Annotated in this window: 19 protein-coding genes; 5 read left to right on the forward strand and 14 right to left on the reverse strand. The window is 38.5% G+C overall.

Annotated features, from left to right (window positions below; all coding sequences use genetic code 11):
* Positions 1-171 precede the first annotated feature (171 nt).
* Positions 172-849, forward strand: a complete 678-nt coding sequence (locus BTO21_RS13880; protein ID WP_045027210.1) for a hypothetical protein — start codon at positions 172-174, stop codon at positions 847-849.
* A 62-nt stretch (positions 850-911) separates the two neighbouring features.
* On the opposite strand, the gene BTO21_RS13885 is transcribed toward BTO21_RS13880, so the two are convergent.
* Both BTO21_RS13885 and BTO21_RS13890 read right to left on the reverse strand, forming a co-directional pair.
* Entirely contained in the window at positions 912-1,463 is a 552-nt protein-coding gene (locus BTO21_RS13885) for a hypothetical protein (protein ID WP_065192071.1), read from the reverse strand.
* A gap of 17 nt (positions 1,464-1,480) precedes the next feature.
* Positions 1,481-2,008, reverse strand: a complete 528-nt coding sequence (locus tag BTO21_RS13890) for a nicotinate-nicotinamide nucleotide adenylyltransferase (protein WP_045027212.1) — start codon at positions 2,006-2,008, stop codon at positions 1,481-1,483.
* Positions 2,009-2,255: 247 nt separating this feature from the next.
* On the opposite strand from BTO21_RS13890, the gene nadE reads away from it, so the two are divergent.
* Positions 2,256-3,092: an ammonia-dependent NAD(+) synthetase gene (gene nadE, locus BTO21_RS13895; RefSeq protein WP_045027213.1), complete on the forward strand. Its 837-nt coding sequence runs from the start codon at positions 2,256-2,258 to the stop codon at positions 3,090-3,092.
* Between the two features lie 88 nt (positions 3,093-3,180).
* Here the strand turns inward: nadE and BTO21_RS13900 are convergent, their stop codons facing one another.
* The 7 genes from BTO21_RS13900 to BTO21_RS13930 form a co-directional block, all read right to left on the reverse strand.
* On the reverse strand, positions 3,181-3,708 hold the full coding sequence (locus tag BTO21_RS13900) for an HD domain-containing protein (protein WP_045027215.1): 528 nt from the start codon (positions 3,706-3,708) through the stop codon (positions 3,181-3,183).
* A gap of 167 nt (positions 3,709-3,875) precedes the next feature.
* Positions 3,876-4,070 (reverse strand): YoaH family protein, encoded by a 195-nt coding sequence (locus BTO21_RS13905; protein WP_045027216.1) that lies wholly within the window; start codon positions 4,068-4,070, stop codon positions 3,876-3,878.
* Between the two features lie 84 nt (positions 4,071-4,154).
* Positions 4,155-5,354 (reverse strand): NnrS family protein, encoded by a 1,200-nt coding sequence (locus BTO21_RS13910; protein WP_338091009.1) that lies wholly within the window; start codon positions 5,352-5,354, stop codon positions 4,155-4,157.
* A gap of 147 nt (positions 5,355-5,501) precedes the next feature.
* Complete coding sequence (locus tag BTO21_RS13915; protein ID WP_082056778.1) at positions 5,502-6,410, reverse strand: DUF2861 family protein; 909 nt, start codon at positions 6,408-6,410, stop codon at positions 5,502-5,504.
* A gap of 19 nt (positions 6,411-6,429) precedes the next feature.
* A complete protein-coding gene (locus BTO21_RS13920; protein WP_045027220.1) occupies positions 6,430-7,089 on the reverse strand; it encodes a response regulator transcription factor in 660 nt (219 codons plus the stop codon).
* Positions 7,064-8,503, reverse strand: a complete 1,440-nt coding sequence (vxrA, locus tag BTO21_RS13925) for a sensor histidine kinase VxrA (RefSeq protein ID WP_105026871.1) — start codon at positions 8,501-8,503, stop codon at positions 7,064-7,066. The genes BTO21_RS13920 and vxrA overlap by 26 nt, the downstream gene beginning before the upstream one ends.
* 261 nt (positions 8,504-8,764) lie before the next feature.
* On the reverse strand, positions 8,765-9,703 hold the full coding sequence (locus tag BTO21_RS13930) for a LysR family transcriptional regulator (protein ID WP_045027221.1): 939 nt from the start codon (positions 9,701-9,703) through the stop codon (positions 8,765-8,767).
* 190 nt (positions 9,704-9,893) lie between these two features.
* On the opposite strand from BTO21_RS13930, the gene BTO21_RS20425 reads away from it, so the two are divergent.
* Genes BTO21_RS20425 through BTO21_RS13945 form a run of 3 tightly spaced genes read left to right on the forward strand, consistent with a single transcriptional unit; the run spans position 9,894 to position 13,193 of the window.
* Positions 9,894-10,112, forward strand: coding sequence for a DUF1656 domain-containing protein (locus BTO21_RS20425; protein WP_082056779.1), 219 nt, complete (start codon positions 9,894-9,896; stop codon positions 10,110-10,112).
* Positions 10,113-10,131: 19 nt separating this feature from the next.
* Positions 10,132-11,013, forward strand: a complete 882-nt coding sequence (locus tag BTO21_RS13940; RefSeq protein ID WP_045027223.1) for an efflux RND transporter periplasmic adaptor subunit — start codon at positions 10,132-10,134, stop codon at positions 11,011-11,013.
* Entirely contained in the window at positions 11,010-13,193 is a 2,184-nt protein-coding gene (locus BTO21_RS13945) for an FUSC family protein (protein WP_052672601.1), read from the forward strand. Before BTO21_RS13940 ends, BTO21_RS13945 begins: the two co-directional genes overlap by 4 nt.
* A gap of 48 nt (positions 13,194-13,241) precedes the next feature.
* Here the strand turns inward: BTO21_RS13945 and pntB are convergent, their stop codons facing one another.
* From pntB to BTO21_RS13970, 5 genes are all read right to left on the reverse strand, one after another.
* Complete coding sequence (pntB, locus tag BTO21_RS13950) at positions 13,242-14,618, reverse strand: Re/Si-specific NAD(P)(+) transhydrogenase subunit beta (RefSeq protein ID WP_045027224.1); 1,377 nt, start codon at positions 14,616-14,618, stop codon at positions 13,242-13,244.
* 10 nt (positions 14,619-14,628) lie between these two features.
* Positions 14,629-16,182 (reverse strand): Re/Si-specific NAD(P)(+) transhydrogenase subunit alpha, encoded by a 1,554-nt coding sequence (locus BTO21_RS13955; RefSeq protein ID WP_045027226.1) that lies wholly within the window; start codon positions 16,180-16,182, stop codon positions 14,629-14,631.
* Positions 16,183-16,556: 374 nt separating this feature from the next.
* Positions 16,557-16,835, reverse strand: coding sequence for an HlyU family transcriptional regulator (locus BTO21_RS13960; protein ID WP_045027228.1), 279 nt, complete (start codon positions 16,833-16,835; stop codon positions 16,557-16,559).
* A gap of 402 nt (positions 16,836-17,237) precedes the next feature.
* Entirely contained in the window at positions 17,238-17,432 is a 195-nt protein-coding gene (locus BTO21_RS13965) for a hypothetical protein (protein WP_045027229.1), read from the reverse strand.
* 239 nt (positions 17,433-17,671) lie between these two features.
* Complete coding sequence (locus tag BTO21_RS13970; RefSeq protein ID WP_045027231.1) at positions 17,672-19,414, reverse strand: bifunctional metallophosphatase/5'-nucleotidase; 1,743 nt, start codon at positions 19,412-19,414, stop codon at positions 17,672-17,674.
* Between the last annotated feature and the right edge of the window lie 137 nt (positions 19,415-19,551).

The raw sequence follows: 19,551 nt of genomic DNA on the forward strand, positions 1-19,551 counted from the left end.
GACCGAACCACGTCTAGTCGTTGATTTTTCAACCACTATTAATCATAAAAAGTGCGTTCTAATGCAAAAACGACCAATCATACACTGATTTTGATTATTGTCGCCTATGCAATGTTGACGATGTAACAAAAACAGTCGAATATGTGCGAGATATCGAGTTAGAGAGACATTATGAAACAAGCTATTGAGTTTTCCAAAAACGAGCATCCTTTTCTTTCCGTTGGTTCTCGTCGTAAAAGTAACAACGCCTACTTCATTGTTGTTACTAACGGCTGTCTATTAATACGCCTAGGTAAACATGAGCATCTCGTATCCAAAGGACATGGTTTTTGGGTACCTTTTGATTGTTTACATGCGTTAACGGTTTTACCGGGTAGTCATTTTTTAAAAGTCGATTTTTCAATTCGCCTACGACAACCGCTGTGTCGTGATGCTGGGTTCTTTGTCGTTAACCCACTCCTTGATGCGTTATTAGTTGAACTTGCAAAACAACCAACAGAAAACCATGACTGGGAGGGTGTCGAAGGACGCTTGCTCAAAGTTATCGCAGATCAAGTATCAAACCTATCAGCGTCAACACAATCGTTGTCACCTGCGATTAATAAACAATATCATAGTGCATTAGCGCTGTTACTTAACGGTAATAAGATCACTGAACAATCGGCGATTCAACATATTGAACCTATCTTAGGTATGACATTAAAAGAATTCGAGTCTTGTATCACCATTCGTGAAGCCGTTAAATTGATCCGCTCAGGCAGAAAGTTAGCGCAGATTGCAACGCAGCTAAATACGTCTGAAGTGTTACTTGAAGCGCTGGCAATACCTATTTTAGGTAAACCCTTTTAAGCAGATAAATTCATCGATTAAAGCAATGCTCATCAATATACAGAGCATTGCTCTCATCGAGATTAATTAAACGGTACATGCACCTGTAATGATATACCGTCATCAATACTACTCTTAGTATGCCAGCGATAATCTAATCGAATATGAGTACTATTACTATTTGGATCACCAAAGCCTACACTCATTTGAATACCATGATTTAATACCCATTGCTCGGCATCAACCATATCTTCAATTTCTTCATGATCATATTTTCTAGGTAACCAAAACCCTAATCCATAATACATTGAATCATTATATTCAGTGAAAATAGGATGATCAGCAAAATCATCACTCCATTTATTCCAAAACTCATTGGTGTTATACCCATGATCCTGTTTCCAATCACGAAATCGTTGCACTTGCTCACTCGACATATTTTTTTGATACAACAGGGGAACATGAATGTATTCACCAACAGGATCACATAGCGACCGATCATAGTGAAAAAAATTATTCTCTGTCGGCGATATTTTAGCGGGAATAAACGCACAAGAAAAAGCAGACGCCGATGACGAATAGAAAAAGCTACCAAGTAAGACAAGCAGACATACTTTAACTTTATTTACACGCAAATATACTGCCCTCTTCGTTAATGGCTAAATTGAAATCTGGTGTCATTAAGCAGCATGGCATTCACTGTTGGCGTTGTATAGTGACTGATATCCTTATTGTTTAGCAACGCCTCTCGTATCAACGTGCTTCGTACTGGTACGGTTTCAGGGCATGCCATTACCTGCCATTGTTTAAGAATCTCACCAGCTTTGTAAAAACGATCAAAGCTCAAAAAATTATCAGGCCCTATCACAAAGGTAATATCACTATCAGGGTGCTCTAATTGTAAGGCGTTAAGTACAGCAAACGTTGTAACAGCATTATCACCAATGACTATTTGTTGCTCTAGTGTTGATAATTCTAGATTAGATTGTCCAATATCACTGATAAATGCACGTACAAGATCGCATCGAGCACTATAATCAAGCATGACTTTGCCCCACGCATGCTGATAGCTCGGGAGTAATAACACCTTATCAAACTGACCTAATCGTTCTAATACTGAACGGTGACCTAAACTAGGGGGATTAAATGCGCTACCAAAAACTGCCAGTGTGTGTTTCATATTTCAATCAGCTAACCTCTTATTGCAAAACCTGCTAAATACAATCGAAAGCAAAAAAAACTGCCTATCATATTGTTCTAACACTAATACAATATTATTTAAAATAATTTACGCTTGAGCATTAATCCTTACTTAGTTAGAGTTATCGCATGATTTTGATAAAGGTGTAATGGGTGAGTTCTCATTTTTCCATTATATCGTTTTAAGTGATTAATATTTGGGCAAAAGCCTTAAGGATTCATGACCCATGGAACAACTTATCCGTGAAGAAATGCGCGTACTGCCAGCTATCGATGTTGAGTATGAAATTCAGCGTCGTATTGCTTTCATCCAGAAAAAACTCAAGCAATCTGGTTGTAAATCCCTAGTACTCGGTATTAGCGGAGGTGTTGATTCAACAACTTGTGGCCGTTTAGCACAACTTGCTGTCAATGACTTAAATACTACAACGACTAGTAACGATTATCAGTTTATTGCCGTTCGTCTACCGTATGGTGAGCAGCAAGATGAAGATGAAGCACAACATGCTTTACAGTTTATTCAACCTAGCCAATCTGTCAGCGTTAATATCAAATCTGGCGTTGATGGACTGCATGCAAGTACGTTATTAGGATTAGAAGGTACGTCGTTAATTCCGGCGGATGCGGCTAAAGTAGATTTTGTAAAAGGCAATGTTAAAGCTCGCGCTCGTATGATTGCACAATATGAAATTGCGGGCTTAGTCGGTGGGCTTGTTATTGGTACAGATCACTCAGCAGAGAACATTACTGGCTTTTACACCAAATTTGGTGATGGTGCTTGTGACTTAGCCCCTCTTTTTGGTTTAAACAAACGTCAGATTCGTAGTATTGCGGCAAAATTAGACGCACCAGAACACCTTGTTGCTAAAGTCCCTACTGCCGATTTAGAAGAGTTAGCACCACAGAAAGCAGATGAAGAGGCATTATTAGTCACTTATGACCAAATTGATGACTTCCTTGAAGGTAAGCCTGTTGATGACTTTGTTCGTGATCGTCTCATTAGTATCTACCGCGCGACTCAACACAAGCGTAAGCCAATACCAACAATTTACGACATCGACTAACTTCGAGCATTGATGCGGTTTCTCGTTGACACAAAAACAAAAGGCCTAACATAACGTTAGGCCTCTATTATTATTACAAGACAATATATTACTTACATAACATAGCTTCAGGTTGACCAATAATAAGTGCATTGAGTTCAATCCATAAATCATCACAAAGACCAGGACGGTATACTGCTTCTTTAAATGCAGAATGCTCGTGTTGATACATTTTATAATGTCGCGGTGAGCTTGTGCTACTTGAACGTACATTAGATAAACGATCACAAACCTTTACGATCAATGCTAAACGTGCAGCATCTTCTTCAACATTTAATGCAGCTAATCGTTGATTAATTTCTAATTTACGCTTGGCACGATCTTCTAACTTAACATCTGTCACATAGTTAACAGCATCGGCAATAGTAAAACCAAAACAATCAGCTAACTCATTAAAGCTAGTATCTGTATCTTCAATAACATCGTGCAATTGTGCAACGATCATTGCATCAACACCAAAAGGTTGAGCGAGTTTTGCAACCGTATTAAGATGAACTGCATATGGAAGTTCACCATATTTCTGATCACCATGGCGATCTTTTGCAAATGCTTGTGCGGCTAAATAACGACTATCCATCAATGCTTCCCCAATACTTCTTTATAGAATCACTTATAATATTGCTTTATTGTAGGAGTAAAACACGCCTTGTTGCTAGTCGTTTATTTGGAATGAAATAATTCAAAAATAAAAAGAGCCACTCGACTCTTTTTATTTATTAGATAGTTACGAATGATAACTCAAGGTTATTCATCGTCTTCTTCTTCATTTTCTGGAAATTCACCCGCTGCTTGACGACGCTTCATATCCGCTTCACGAATTTCATGAGCAACAATCATGATAGCTTCACCGCTACTGATACCGTTAGCCATAAGATCATGAATACGCTCTGCAGCTTCTTGTTGCTCTGAGTGCGTTAATGTCGGCGTGTGATTATACATATCAATCTTCTTAACTTCGTAAACGGGTGTGTATTCTAGGAGCAAAGTGAAACAATGTCACTGTTTATCCACGCTGAACACAGATTAACCTGGATGGCCATCAACGCGGGCTTGAGTGAGTACAGGAAAATAAACCACGCTAAATATAGTAAATGCCATCACCCATAGGATCGCTGAAATAATATAGGCGTCGTACACCTCAACGGGCATTAATACGACTAATAATGTTCGTGCTAACAGTGAACAAAATAAGCTGATAAACGCAATCATCATCCAGCGCCTTACCTGTAATTTTCGGCCTGTATGTCCTAATGAAACCCGAGCCATCATCGCAAGTATCATTGCACCAATACCGCCGATAGCAATGAAATGAATACCAATAGTTTGACTGATCGTATTAGTAAGATAACTACCACCAATCCATGCTAAGCCGATAATCATTGATAAATAAGCCCCGTGTAGTGACCATAATAAAGGTATTTCCATTATTTTATGATTATACCAACGACAAAAACGCACCAAATTAGTCACAGCTGCAATAATATAGGTACTGGCTAATATATTTGATGAAACAGCAACGGGAGAAACAGTCAGTATCAACAAGATCCAGATAGGGATTAATGCTGCATAATCAATGATTGAAATACGTGTAATCGGTGCCGTCTTTGTTCCTCGAGAGGTAAAAAATGGGATCACTCGCCCACCGACAACTAATACCACTGCGGCAATAATGGTTAACGTTGCTAAGGCTATTGTTTGTAAATCAAAAGGGATCACCTTCAATACCATCAAATGATATTTTACGTTTAGTACAGTAAAAACAAAGAGAACGGGAATGAAAAAAATATTACGCCATTGCTTAACTTGAATAATAGGTATAGCTAAAAAAATCATTGCACCGACAATCCAAGCACAATCAACTACCATCCATAAATAACTGGGGGTCGCAAATATTAACCCTAACCGCGCAAGTAACCACAGACCAAATAAAAAAGCTAGCTTTGTCCCTTTTACACCCGTTTGACCTGTCCATGTCTGTACTGCCGTTAATGAAAATCCAACAATAACCGCGCCAGCAAAACCAAATAACATTTCATGGCTATGCCACCACAGCGGATTACCGTACATAAATTGACTAATGTTGCTGTTACCGGCCCAAAACAAACCCCATAAAGCGATTGAAACAACCGCATACATTGCCGCCCCAATAAAAAATGGACGAAATGCAAGCCTAAATAACGGTGGGATTTTTTCTTCTTGTTTTCGATCAATAATTTGCATCATACAGCCCCTTATAAACATGCATTAATTATACATGTTTACGGTGCTATTTCTATCCTTTTCCTATTTACTCTTTATGTATCTAAATTTTAGGCAAAAAAATGGCTACTACAGTAATTTCTTTTTAATTGAAACTGTAATAGCCATTTACTATTTACTATTGTTGTTGTTGTCATCATCATCATCGTTGACATAGTCAACAGGACGAGTGATACGTTGAATATCTAAGATCGAAATTTCACCTTGCCAGCGTGTTTTTACTACACCAACACTAAGCCAATAGCGCCCTTCTGGAAGACTTAATTTAGGTAATGATGTGGGCCAATCTGAGTCAGATTCTTGGCTCCATATTGGATGCCATGTTGTATCATTAAGATCGTACAACTTAATACTTAATGTTGGAGACGGGCAACTTCCACTATTTTTATCAATATTATCTATTCGCCACGTTTTACTGTCTTTCCAACTAATTTGTTGTTTATCTTCTGGCGCAGTTAAAACAATCCATCCAACCCAAGGTGGCTTATTCTCAGCCGTAATTGATAACTTGTATAAGCCTGCCGATACAGGTTCATTCAACCGCTGTGTCTCAACAGAAAAATAACCACCATCATCGATAAAAGGTGCGCCGTTCAACAATGGTTTATTCGGCCATTTCGTCAAGCTAATATTAGTAATATCACTACGTGTAAGGCCAACAACAGAAATTTTTAATAACTGTTGATTAAGATTCTGCTCAACTTGACGTTCAATGGATAATTTCGATAACCAAGTAGGTAAGACTTTCCGCTCAAGGCTATGACCGCAATCTTCACTGATGGCTAAATTAAGTAATTGATCGAGATTATTCGCTTTAACACTATCGGGGGATTGTTGCCATGCTTGAATGATGGTCTGAAAAACAGCCGCGGTATCATCTTCAAGTAGTTCTTTATGCGCCATCGTATAAAGATCTTTTGAGATAAACCAATCAGACGATGCAAACGCGCTCGATGAAAATAACATCGAGTGCATTAGCAACAATCCCATAAGCCAGCGTGTTGGTTTTTTTACTCTCATGGAATGCAACATCTAGACCTTATGGCTTCATTCGGTATCCAACGCCACGCAATGTTTCAATCTCAATATCTGGCAATTTTTGACGCAATTGCAAAATATGAGTATCAACAGTACGAGTTGTTGGGTAATGATTATAACCCCACACTTGATCTAATAATTCATCACGGGTAAATACACGACCGGCATTTTTAGCTAAAAATACTAATAACTCAAATTCAGTACGTGTCAAAGTGACACTTTCACTACCATGAAAAACTTCACGACTCTCTTGGTTAATACGGATATTACCTACAGATATAATATTAATGGCGGCCATATCACCATCATCACCACGTAGGTGTACTCGAACACGCGCTAACAGCTCTTCTTCAGCAAAGGGCTTGGTTAAGTAGTCTTTTGCGCCTGAATCTAACCCAATCACTTTATCGTTAATTGAAACCATGGCTGTTAATAAAATAACAGGAACATGTTTCTTTTTTAACCAACTAGACAAATAATCAAGTGAATCACCTTCTGGTAATTGACGATCAAGTAAAACAAGATCTGCATCTTTCCATAATGCATCGACTTTAGTGGCACAATCAGCATATAAGCAATTGTATCCAGCTTGCCTTAGGCAATTGAGTAAACCATCAGCAAGGTTACGGTCATCTTCAACCAGTAGCAGAGTTTGATTCACACGGAATCTCCAAAATAAACGTTGTCGGTGGACCTATGAGTTTCATTCGGCCTCCCATTCTATTAATCATCGATTCAACAATTGTTAAACCAAGACCTAGACCTTGGGAACTAACAAAAGGTTTTCTTAAACGAGACCAATCTTTTGCACTGAGTTGTCCATCATCTTGCACAACTAGCTTCAAAATCCCATTTTTATACGATGACGATAAACTAACTGGTGTTACACCATATTTATGAGCATTAGATAGTAAGTTATCAAGACAAGTCCCTAACCAATAAATATTAACAAGAATATTTCTATCTTCTCCTAGATTTAGCGTAACATCATATTTTTCAGTAATATAACCTAACCATTCGTTCAATGATTCAATATTTTGAACACTTAACTGTTGTTGGTTAGCTTGAAGGTAATCTTTACTAGCTTCAGCTAATTGACGTAGTCGACGCGAGTCTTCTGTCAAACGGCGGAATTCATCGTACAAGCCTTCTGGCAACTCATCAAAATGACGTCGAAAACCTTCAACGGTCATGGCTAGACTCGCGATGGGAGTACGTAATTCATGCGTTAATATCTGTAATACTAACATACGCTCTTCCATCGTACGACGACGGATTCTGAATCGATAAATACACCAACTCAATAATAATCCAGCATTCATCACAAGTAATCCAATCAATAAATAATAGGTTACATGTGACTTATTATCTTCACGCCAACAAATATTGCCGTTTTTTGCTAGACAAAAATCATTTTTATCTAGGCGCTTAAAGTGTAATTGATAACGATTAAGCATTTTTGACCATGTCAGTTGGTCAAAAACACGGTATTCATTGTCATTACGAACCCAAAGCTCACCGTTTGATATAAAGAATTGCGCGCCAGAAATAAAAGCATGAATTTCATCATTATTCATTCGCTGCAATCGCCCTAAAATCGTTGTGGCGGCCGCAATTGGACGTTCTTTTATATGCAAATATTTACTGTACTTTATCGCCATATCAGGATGTTTCTGGATATAGCGATAAGCATAACTACCACCGCCGGGATGAATATATCCTGAACGTACAAACCAGCTCGACGGTAATTGTGTTTTAAAACAAATAGCGCGAGTAAAAACAACCGGTTGAGTTACTAATGGTGATAATGGCCATGGTCCTTTACAAGTCAATGAATTACGATACAACTGACGCAATGCATTCAATGGATACTCATTTGTTTGCGGTAACAATGTTTCAGGCACTAACAAGGGCCCTGGATATAAGCTCTGAAGTTTACGAAAATCGTATGTTGCTAAAGGCTTACGTTTCAATATCTCAGAACGAACCGCATTTAACCGTTCTGGAAATGTTAGGGTTTCTGCAAATGATACTGCAGAAAAGAATAAAGAAAAGACTAATACATACGTTTTCATGCTTTTACTTTAACATTATAGAACAGTGTTTTGTCATAAAAATGTCAGACAATAACCGTCTGAATATAGAGAATTTAACGACCAACTTTTATTTAAAAACATATCACTTTGTTCAGTGATAAAAAAGCCACTCAACCTTGACTGATACTGTTCATACTACGGATGTTTTTATAAATATTCAAGAATAGATAAGCATCACGAAGGGATATCCGCTCACACTATATACCCCTTTCTTAATATAGAATAACAGCGTTATCAGCATCAATTTGATTCATTTAATATCTGATTAGGATGAGGAGAAACAACAGGATTCATTTTAGTTAAAGGCAATGTGGTTAACAAATACTCTAAAAAGGCGGTAAACTTAGGCGTTAACCGCTGGCTGACTGGATAGACGATATGAATATCAATATCCGAAGCTTGGTATTGATCCAATACTCGAATAAGTTTTCCTGTATCTAATGCATGAGCGACCATCGGATAAGGTTGTAATGTGATACCCAGTCCTTGAATTGCCGCAAGCAATTGTGCCTGGCCATTATCAATGATCAATCGTGAGTGTAGGTTCACCATGAAATCGCCATCACTACCATGAAAGCGCCACATTTTTTTACTTTCTGACTGATGACTATGAAGACATTGATGATTATTGAGATCTGTAGGGTGATTAGGAATGCCGTGTTGCTGTAAATAAAGAGGAGAAGCACAAGGAATATTTTTATAGCTAATCAGTTTTCGAGCAATTAATCGACTGTTTTCAATCACACCAAGACGAATAACCGCATCAAACCCTTCATTAATCAGATCAACACTACGATTTGTCAGTACTAATTCAATATCTATCTCATGATAATCATGCATAAACTTAGCAATAACTGGCGTAAGTATGTATCCCACAGTTATTGACGAGGCAAGCTTAATTAGGCCTCTTGGTGCATTTAAATAACGAGAAGCTTCATCTTCCGCTGCTTTAACTTCAGCTAATACCGTTTTACAGCGTTGATAATATTGTTGGCCTAATTGAGTTAGGCTTTGTTGTCTTGTTGATTTATTAAGTAATTTTGCTCCTAGCCGTTGTTCTAAATGGCGAACGTGTTTTCCAACCATTTGTGGACTCATTTGTTGTTCTTCTGCAACAGCTGAATATGATCCTAAGTCTACAGCCTGAACAAAAACTAACATGCTGGTAAATCTATCCATAACTATTCACTTTGTGATTGTCGTTCAAAAAATTAGAAACTGTCAGTTTCGAGATTAAGTGTTATTTGATCGTTTATGTTCTTTATAGTAGCGAATAGAATGAGAAAATAATATCCTCACAAGGAATATTATTGTTCATATGAATAAACGATCTATTTTTTAATACACAATAATAATCACAGAGAAAGATATGGTTACTTTGTTTTCCCCTCATCAAATTGTTCTTGGAGGATTCAGCTTTCCGCCATTATTAATGTCGGGATTGTTAGCATTAGCATGCACATCCATCACTGTACGCATTTTGAATAAAATACGATGGCACCGCTTTTTTGTATCGCCACCTTTAGTCGAGCTGTCGTTAACAATTATTTACACCGTGTTGATTGGCACGTTTGTTATTCCCTCTTAATATTAAAGTTATTTGACTCATGAACTTAATTAGACGAATTAGTTTTACTGCTGTATTGGTATTGTTAGCTATTGCCGCTATTGTTTGGAAATATCAACAGTATTTAATGAATCCTTGGACGCGAGATGCACAAGTTCAGGCACAAGTGATAACGATAGCACCGCGAGTAACAGGTCCTATTGTGGCTTTAAATATCAGTGATAATGAAGAAGTGGCTGCTGGGCAGTCTTTATTTGATATAGATTCAAGTACTTATAAAGTCGCCCTCGCACAAGATCAGGCATCGTTAGCACAAGCTAAAGTGGCAGTATCTGAAGCCAGTGAACAATTTCAGCGCTCCTTTTCGATGAATCGAGCAGATCCTGGGGCTGTATCAAAATTAAGAATTATTAGCTTACAAAACAGTCTTAGCTCAGCAAAAGCGGCGGAACAGCAAGCACAAGCCAAAGTTGATCAAGCTCAACTCAATATAAATTTCACACACGTGAAAGCACCTGTTAGCGGCTACATTACCAATTTAAAAGCACAACTAGGCGCACAAGTCGTTGCTAATAAGCCTGTTGTTGCTTTAATTGATAAAAAAACATTTTGGATTCAAGCGTTCTTTAAAGAAACTGACATTCAACACATGCATGCTGGATCACATGCGGTAGTAACATTAATGGGTTACCCAAATAGCCCTATCACTGGCACCGTAACCAGTATTGGTTTTGGTATTAATCCTGAAAACCCAACCAATAATAGTAATTTATTACAAAATGTTAACCCAACGTTTGAATGGATTCGTTTGGCACAACGCCTTCCTGTTCGTATCCATTTAGATGCCCTTCCTAAAAATATCGTACTACGAGTAGGCACTTCTGCCTCTGTTATTATTGAGCAGCATGAGTCTCAACAGTGAATATATCAGCCTTATATGAACGCGCTAAGCTGCCGATTAAAGTTGCTTTAGCATTAAGCATCTCGATGATTACGGCTATCTGGTTAGGTTGGGATCGCCCTTATTGGGCAGGTTTGGCTGTAACCGTGATGTCGATGGTAGAAACCAGTGGTCATTCTTTACGCAAAGGTAAGTGGCGTTTAGTCGGTACCTTTTATGGTACGGCGAGTGCGTTCTTCTTGTTGGCGTTTTTTGCACAAGATGTCGGGATAATGATGGTCTTATTCACCTTATTGGTGGGTATCTGCGGCTACATGATTTTTAATCCTCGTTATGGTTATATCTGGTCGATTACTATAACGGTTTGTTCTCTTATTCTCGTCATGGGAGACATGAACCCGATCAGTGACTTTAATCTCGCCACCTTACGTTTAGAAGAGACTCTACTGGGTTTTATTTGTCATATTGTGGTGTTTAGTATTCTATGGCCACAGTCGAGTCGACCCGTATTTGAAAATGCCGTACTCGATTTGTTAAAACAACAACAAACGAACTTAGTAAACCGTCGTCACCAATTGATTAAAAGAGATCAACATACCGTCACACGAACAGTATTAGGTGAAGGTTTGAAGTTGGTTATGCGTTTACAAGATCTTCTATATGGTGCAGAGGCTGATAGCTATCATATTTTACGTGAAAGAAAATCATGGCAATACATTATTGAAGTGGGGGATCAATGGGCGGTTGCTATTGGTCATTTAACTGAAGCAATAGATTTATTGAAAGATGCTAATTTGGATATGGAAAAACCCCAAATTGATGCGATCTTTAGATATTTACTGCACAATTTCCAGCAATGTGAAGCGATGGTAAAAACGGGTAAATCCCCAAGTAAGCGACAAATTTCCTGTTTCCAGTACATGAAGTTGGGGTTTCATCCTGAAACAGATATGCATACACAAGGGGCATTGTTGTTATTGGAACGTCAATTAAACAGCATGGCTAAATTAAGTGATGAGTTAGTCTTAGCCTTTTATTCGGCTTATTCTGGAGAATGTTGGTCGCGTGATGAACAGTCGTTACCAAAACCTATCAAGCGTTGGTCATTAGATACTGAGCGTTTAATTGCATCATTCAAAGGCATGTTGGTCGTTGCTTGCTTAGTACTCATTTGGTATTACTATAATCCACCGGGTGGATCATTGATGATCGCGCTGGGTGCTATTTTTGGTTTAACGTTTATTAGCCTCCCTTTCGCTAATATGAAAAAAATGTTGTCTTATATTGTAGGATGGAGTGTATTTGTTCTTCTTGAATACATTTTTATTATTCCACTCTTAAACCAACCGTACCAAATTGCATTGTTTTATTTTTTTAGTACCTTCTTTATTTGGTTTAGTTTTTCTGCAGCGAAAGACTTGGTTTCACGCGTTATAGGGACAATGATTTTAGTCATCAGTACGAAGTCCGTTATGTGTTTAACGCCCGTTTATGATCCAGCGTTAGCGATATCTATTTTGATGGCATTTACCATTTGTTTATTATTGATTATTTTCTTTAATGAGTTTCCATTTTCAGCGCAGCCTGAACGGGTTATGTTACGCCGTTTGAAAATGTTGAAAAATGTATTGGCGTGGCAGTTGCGATATACAGTAGCAACGACACAAGAACGTCGCCGTTGGTGGGTCCCAATTGTTGGATTGTTGTATAACATTCGCCCTATTACGTTAGTTATGGGTGCCGATAATGCAGCTAAAGCGATCCCATGGAAAAAATTTCCAGAAGTTAGTGAAGAACAAGCACAAGTCATTATTCACCGTTTGTATCTGTTAGTTTTGCGAATTAACTCACTCAAAGATGGCTATGCGAAATGGCGTTTAAACACCAAAGACGACTTAGCGCAATCGATGGTAAAAGACAGTGTCTTACGCATTGCGACTGCTTTAGAGCACACCGATGGTTATCAAAACTTACTCGTATTAGAACAAGAAATGCTCTCTGTATATAACGATGTTCACCGCAGAATTCATTTGATTGATCGTCAAGTTGAGATAGAAGGTGATATTTCTCTAGAAGAAGCATTAAACTTACATCGAGCACTGGCTTCACTAGGCTTACTGGTAAATGAGTTGAAAGTACTCAGTGAGGCGATGGCCGAGTTCGATTTTAAAGCTTTAGAAATTCAGTATTTTACAATATAAAATAAAAAGGGCTACCGAAGTAGCCCTTTTGTTAACTGTCTTAACCCACTAAAGATGTTTTAAAATTTCTGTACAACTATCTTTCGCGTCACCAAACAACATTTGGCTATTCTCTTTAAAGAACAATGGGTTTTGTACTCCAGCATAGCCAGTATTCATTGAGCGCTTAAACACAATAACATTACTTGCGTTCCACACTTCAAGTACAGGCATACCCGCAATCGGACTGTTTGGATCTTCCATTGCCGCTGGGTTTACTGTGTCATTAGCACCGATAACTAATACCACATCAGTTTTAGGGAAATCATCATTGATTTCATCCATTTCTAATACGATATCATACGGTACTTTAGCTTCAGCAAGTAATACGTTCATGTGACCAGGTAAACGTCCCGCTACAGGGTGGATACCAAAACGAACTTCAATACCTTGCGCACGTAACTTATCGGTGATCTCATGGACAGGATATTGTGCTTGTGCCACTGCCATTCCATATCCTGGAGTGATGATCACTGATCTCGCTTCTTTTAATAGCTCTGCAACTTCTTCTGCGGTTGTTTCACGGTATTCGCCATACTCTTCATCAGACGTAGGCGCAGCACCATCAGAACCAAATCCTCCAGCAATAACACTTACGAATGAACGGTTCATCGCTTTACACATGATATAAGACAGAATAGCACCTGAAGAACCCACTAATGCACCCGTAACAATCAATAGATCATTCGCTAGCATAAAGCCGGCTGCTGCTGCTGCCCAACCTGAGTATGAGTTCAGCATTGATACAACCACTGGCATATCTGCACCACCAATAGATGCAACCAAGTGGTAACCAAATGCAAACGCAATCAGAGTAACCAGAATCAATGCAACCAGTGAACCTTCTGCTTTCACAAACCAAACTAACAATCCTACTGACACAATCAATGCAACAAGATTAAGTTTATGGCGATGTGGAAGCTTTAATGCTGAAGATGACACTAAACCACGAAGTTTAGCAAAAGCCACCAACGAACCAGTAAAGGTTACTGCACCGATGAACACACCAAGAAAAACTTCCACTAAATGAATGTTTAACAATGCACCTTCTAAAGGCTGATGATGTAAAAATGTATTAAAACCAACCAGTACTGCTGCCATACCCACAAAACTGTGTAGCATTGCAACTAATTCAGGCATTTCAGTCATTTCTACTTTTTTAGCGTAGAAAATACCAATCGCACCACCAATAATCATTGCCAAGATAATCCAAACGGTTGCTTGAGATTCTGGCCCAAAAATAGTGGCGATAAGTGCGATTGCCATACCCGCCATACCGAAATAATTGCCCTTTCGTGCGGTTTCTTGCTTGGATAATCCAGCAAGTGACATGATAAACAATACGGCAGCAACAATGTATGCCGCTTGTACGATTCCTGCAGACATGTATTACTCCTTATTTATCTTTACGAAACATTTCTAGCATCCGTTTAGTGACAGTAAAGCCACCAAAAATATTAATACTAGCAATGAGAACAGCAACAAAAGCTAACGCGGAAACAATTCCGGAGCCTTGTCCTATTTGGAGTAATGCACCCACAATAATGATGCCTGAAATCGCATTCGTTACTGACATTAATGGGGTATGTAAAGAATGACTAACATTCCATACTACGTAGTAACCAACAACACATGCCAAGACAAATACAGTAAAATGCGCAAGGAATTCAGGTGGAGAGTAATGACCAACCCATGCAAATAATGCAATACCAGCAGCCATCATGCCGTATTTCTTAACCGGCGACATTGGCTCAGCTTTTTTAGGCTGAACTTTTTCTACTGTTTTGGATTGCTGAGGGACCGCTGATACTTTAATCGGTGGTGCAGGCCATGTAACTTCACCCGCTTTAATCACCGTTAAGCCACGCAATACTTCATCATCAAAGTTAATATCAATATTGCCGTCTTTTTCTTTACACAGCAGTTTTAATAAATTAACTAAGTTAGTGCCGTACAGTTGCGAAGCTTGAGTCGGTAAACGACCCACCATATCGGTATAACCAATAATTTTAACGCCATTCGCCGTTGTGATAACTTTATTCGCTTCTGTATAAGCACAGTTACCACCGTTAGCAGCCGCTAAGTCTACAATCACACTGCCCGACTTCATTGAATCGACCATTTCTTTGGTGATCAATTTAGGCGCAGGACGACCAGGAATTAATGCCGTAGTAATAATGATATCAACATCTTTTGCTTGCTCAGCATATAAACGCTCAGCCGCTTTGTTGAACTCATCTGACATTTCTTTCGCGTAGCCATCACCCGTTGAAGTATCTTCTTTAAAATCGACTTCAAGGAATTCAGCACCCATTGATTCAACTTGTTCTTTCACCTCAGGGCGAACATCAAACGAGCGAACAATAGCACCTAAGCTACCCGCAGCACCGATGGCAGCAAGACCTGCTACACCCGCGCCTGCAACTAACACTTTAGCGGGTGGTACTTTACCTGCGGCAGTAATTTGACCCGTAAAGAAACGACCAAATTGGTGTGCTGCTTCAACAACAGCACGATAACCGGCAATGTTCGCCATTGAGCTTAGTGCATCTAAAGCTTGTGCACGTGAAATACGAGGTACTGAATCCATCGCCATCACGTTAATATTTTTAGTCGCTAATTTTTCTAGCAGCTCAGGATGTTGGGCTGGCCAAATAAAACTAACTAAACTCGCACCATCTTTTATTAATTCAAATTCATCAATGCCAGTTGCTGGATTTACCTGCGGGGCATTCACTTTTAAAATAAGATCGGCTTGCCATACTTCTTCAGTAGAGGCTAATTCTGCGCCAGCGGCTTCAAAAGCAGCATCATCAAAACTTGCTAATGCACCCGCTCCATGTTCAACAACAACGCTGAACCCCATTTTTAATAACTGCTCAACCGTTTTAGGTGTGGCAGCAACTCGCGTTTCATTCGCGAGGACCTCTTTTGGTACACCAATCTGCATTATTATTCCCTGAACATTGGCTATAGATAAATATTTTGTATCTAACCTTAAAAGCAATAGCAAGCTTTTTACAGTTGAAATCAAAAAATCATACAAATTTCATTATTAAACAACATTAACGTCATTTAACATCGAAATATAAGCACCTTTTCATCCGTGACAAAGAGGTTAAAAAAACATGTATTACAAAATGTTAGCCATATTAGCTAAGTCAAAAACCTACTCAGTTAATATTTCTATTAGTATTGATCTAAACATATTTAAAACAATCTAAATTTAACAATTTAATAACACTTAACTGTTCGTTTTTATTGCTAAAAACAAGATACCCAGCAAACGACACGATTGCAATGAAATATGTTGTATATGAGCATTTATTTAAACATTCGCTCTCCCGTTTGATCAATAAACATCTGGGATTTTTTGAGCATAAATGTTTCTGCGTCAGCTTGAGACGGTAAAATATCAGAGCGTATAAAATGATGAGTCTGTATCGTGCCGTCAATTTCTTTGCAAATACGTCCAGCAATGCGAAATTGTCCCCCTTCCTTTTGAGGCTCGGGATAAATCAAATAGCCGTTATATTCAATAGGCTCAATTGTTACGGTTTCAGTTGTTGTTTTATTGCCAAAAAGCCAAGAAAATAAACCCATTACTACCTCATTTTTTGTTTATCAATGGCACGACTACTGCAATGCCTTTTATTTAGAGTTATAACAATACATCAATAAACTATTTTTATACTAGAAAATCAATACCCTATAATATTTTACTCTGTTTTTTTGCCGACAAGATAATGTGACATCTCATCATAACGGGTTATACCCATTGCCTCAGATTGTCATATTCGACGATTACGATTTTCATACATAAACGCACTATCGCTCTCGTGGGCATGGGAATAACAAACGAGGATCTATAAATTAGTTCATAACATCTGCTGGATGGGTACTAACGTCGTTATTACAGGCATAAAAAAACCAGCACAAAGGCTGGTTTATTGATATTTTTAACAAGAAAGTGCCGTTATTGATGCTCTTTCTTTGTTGATAATATTACCGATAAAGACCGATATCTTTTTGAATATGTAACGGTAAATCCGAGATATTGCACGTTTTTGGCGTCGCCACTGAACGGCTAAAAAGAATATCACGGGCATGAACAAACAGATCTTTTAACGTCAATGAATATGTTTTTTGATCATTCATTATTGGTGCTGGAATAGAATCAAAATCGAATACCTGTGCCATGATGCCTCTCGAATTAAGCCGTTACTAGTGGGGTTGGTTGCATAATAACGTAATCTTAAAGTACTTGAATAATGACATTATTTAGCAATTAGGATTAGATTAACTAATCCAAAATGCTAAATTCAAATAGTCGCCACCAGCATAGAATATCTCACTACTAAATATACAACTACCCATATTAACAGCGATTAATACGACTTTTTCACTCATAAAATAACAGCTACAAATAGTCAGTTATTCTAATTATTACAGGGAATAAATACCGTTAGATTTTCACTCGGCTTATCAAATTCACCGTGTTGTTTTGCAAACGCTTCAAAAGCATCCGCCATGGTGACATTTAGTGCCTGAGGTTCTTTCACATAATCAAGTAACGGGGCATAGCCTTCTTTGCCTGTCGCGGTGTAGCCTGATGATACCGAGGTATAGACATCATCATCTTTAACAGCTACCCACTGCCCTTTAGTGTAATACTCTAAGGTTTCAATCCGTTGACCACTTGGTGCTCCACAACGATACACATAGCGCAAATCAGCAACATAAGGAAAACTACCATCACCAGTGCCTTCAATATCATTATTAATCGCATTATCAATCGCACCTTCCAGCGCTTGACGAATACGTAGCCCTTTAACGCTATACATCATAATACCAATGGCGAATGGCAATAAACGTCCGGCGATATCTGCTGGCGTGATCTCTCCTGGGTTAAGCGAACACCTTACGCCACCAGCATTATGAATTCCAAAATCAATATGGTGACCTAATTCTCTCGCTTGCCAAACAAAGCTTTTTACCACCCATGGCGCAATATCACTCGGTCCTTTGGCATCAGGAACACGTATATGCCGTAAAGGCTCATTGATACGGGCTATTTTCTCTGTTTGTAGTGCCCGCACTGCTGGTCGATAGTGTTCATTGAGAATATTTTCTATACATGGATCTTTAACTACAAAGCGAATATTGGACTGACTTTGTAAATAATCACGTACTTTATTATGATTTTCATGATCAAGGTGCTGGGTTCGTCCTGCATCGATCGTAAATTTACGTCCAAGTAACAGTTGATTACATCCAGAAGCGGTTTCAACACTACCGTCAGCATTAAACGCCAATGTTAGTTGACCCAGTGCCAATGCATTACAACCCGCTTGTACGACACAGGTATTGTTAACCATCAATGCATATGTATCTGTTTTTCCATAGCCAACATTGGTAAAGTCACCTTGCATTGTATGTGTATGACCACCAATGATTGCACCAATACCATCGACTTCTTGCGCCAGTAATAAATCGCGGTCATAACCTAAGTGACTTAAGATCACAACTTTGTTAATCCCTTCAGCTTTAAGCTGTGTGATCGTATTTTGAGCTACTGTTGAAACATGGTGAAAAAACGTATCAGGATCTGGACTTGATATACCTGCCATATTTTCAATCGCTAAACCAAAAATAGCCACTGGCTCGCCATGAACATCTTTAATCAAATATTGTGCTGATTGAGTCGCATTATCGTACGCATAAACATTACGCTTATAACGTAAAGGATTTCGTTTGGTTTGATCTTCTTGTGATAAATCCCAATTACCCGCTAATAATGGAAAAGTGGTATGGTCAAGAAAGTCGGCAACAACATCATTACCAATATCAAGCTCATGATTACCTAGTGCCATTGCCTCAACACCAATAGCATTGAGTAATACTGCATTTGCCATGCCTTTATACAGCGAAAAATATAACGTTCCTTGGAAACAATCACCCGCATGTAAGAACATAAATTCACGTTGATGGAGAAAGGCATCACGTTTCACTTCTGTCACAGCAGAATAAATTCGCGAAAAACCACCACAACTGGCATAAACCGATGTTTCAGTATTTAAGATATCAGACGCCAGTGATAACGAAATCGCGGAAGGCTCAAAGTTAGAATGAGTATCATTGATATGAGCAAAAGTGATTGTTGCTGCGTGATTAACAGTCATAATAATTTCAGTTCCTCCAGAACCATAGGTATCAACCAACGACTGATTTATAACGCTCACAGCATTACAAAAATAAAGATCGTCACTAAACAAGAAAACAGATTATATTAAACGACATAAAAATGAGATCTGTTCCA

It is taken from the genome of Photobacterium phosphoreum (assembly GCF_002954725.1).
Classification (GTDB): Bacteria; Pseudomonadota; Gammaproteobacteria; order Enterobacterales; family Vibrionaceae; genus Photobacterium; species Photobacterium phosphoreum.

Coding starts and splice junctions, on each gene's coding strand:
- BTO21_RS13955 (WP_045027226.1), bottom strand. CDS start 16,182: ATGCAGATTGGTGTACCAAAAGAGGTCCTCGCGAATGAAACGCGAGTT.
- BTO21_RS13880 (WP_045027210.1), top strand. CDS start 172: ATGAAACAAGCTATTGAGTTTTCCAAAAACGAGCATCCTTTTCTTTCC.
- BTO21_RS13905 (WP_045027216.1), bottom strand. CDS start 4,070: ATGTATAATCACACGCCGACATTAACGCACTCAGAGCAACAAGAAGCT.
- BTO21_RS13910 (WP_338091009.1), bottom strand. CDS start 5,354: ATGATGCAAATTATTGATCGAAAACAAGAAGAAAAAATCCCACCGTTA.
- BTO21_RS13900 (WP_045027215.1), bottom strand. CDS start 3,708: ATGGATAGTCGTTATTTAGCCGCACAAGCATTTGCAAAAGATCGCCAT.
- BTO21_RS13915 (WP_082056778.1), bottom strand. CDS start 6,410: ATGAGAGTAAAAAAACCAACACGCTGGCTTATGGGATTGTTGCTAATG.
- nadE (WP_045027213.1), top strand. CDS start 2,256: ATGGAACAACTTATCCGTGAAGAAATGCGCGTACTGCCAGCTATCGAT.
- BTO21_RS13960 (WP_045027228.1), bottom strand. CDS start 16,835: ATGGGTTTATTTTCTTGGCTTTTTGGCAATAAAACAACAACTGAAACC.
- BTO21_RS13970 (WP_045027231.1), bottom strand. CDS start 19,414: ATGACTGTTAATCACGCAGCAACAATCACTTTTGCTCATATCAATGAT.
- BTO21_RS13890 (WP_045027212.1), bottom strand. CDS start 2,008: ATGAAACACACACTGGCAGTTTTTGGTAGCGCATTTAATCCCCCTAGT.
- pntB (WP_045027224.1), bottom strand. CDS start 14,618: ATGTCTGCAGGAATCGTACAAGCGGCATACATTGTTGCTGCCGTATTG.
- BTO21_RS20425 (WP_082056779.1), top strand. CDS start 9,894: ATGGTTACTTTGTTTTCCCCTCATCAAATTGTTCTTGGAGGATTCAGC.
- BTO21_RS13965 (WP_045027229.1), bottom strand. CDS start 17,432: ATGGCACAGGTATTCGATTTTGATTCTATTCCAGCACCAATAATGAAT.
- BTO21_RS13940 (WP_045027223.1), top strand. CDS start 10,132: ATGAACTTAATTAGACGAATTAGTTTTACTGCTGTATTGGTATTGTTA.
- vxrA (WP_105026871.1), bottom strand. CDS start 8,503: ATGAAAACGTATGTATTAGTCTTTTCTTTATTCTTTTCTGCAGTATCA.
- BTO21_RS13930 (WP_045027221.1), bottom strand. CDS start 9,703: ATGGATAGATTTACCAGCATGTTAGTTTTTGTTCAGGCTGTAGACTTA.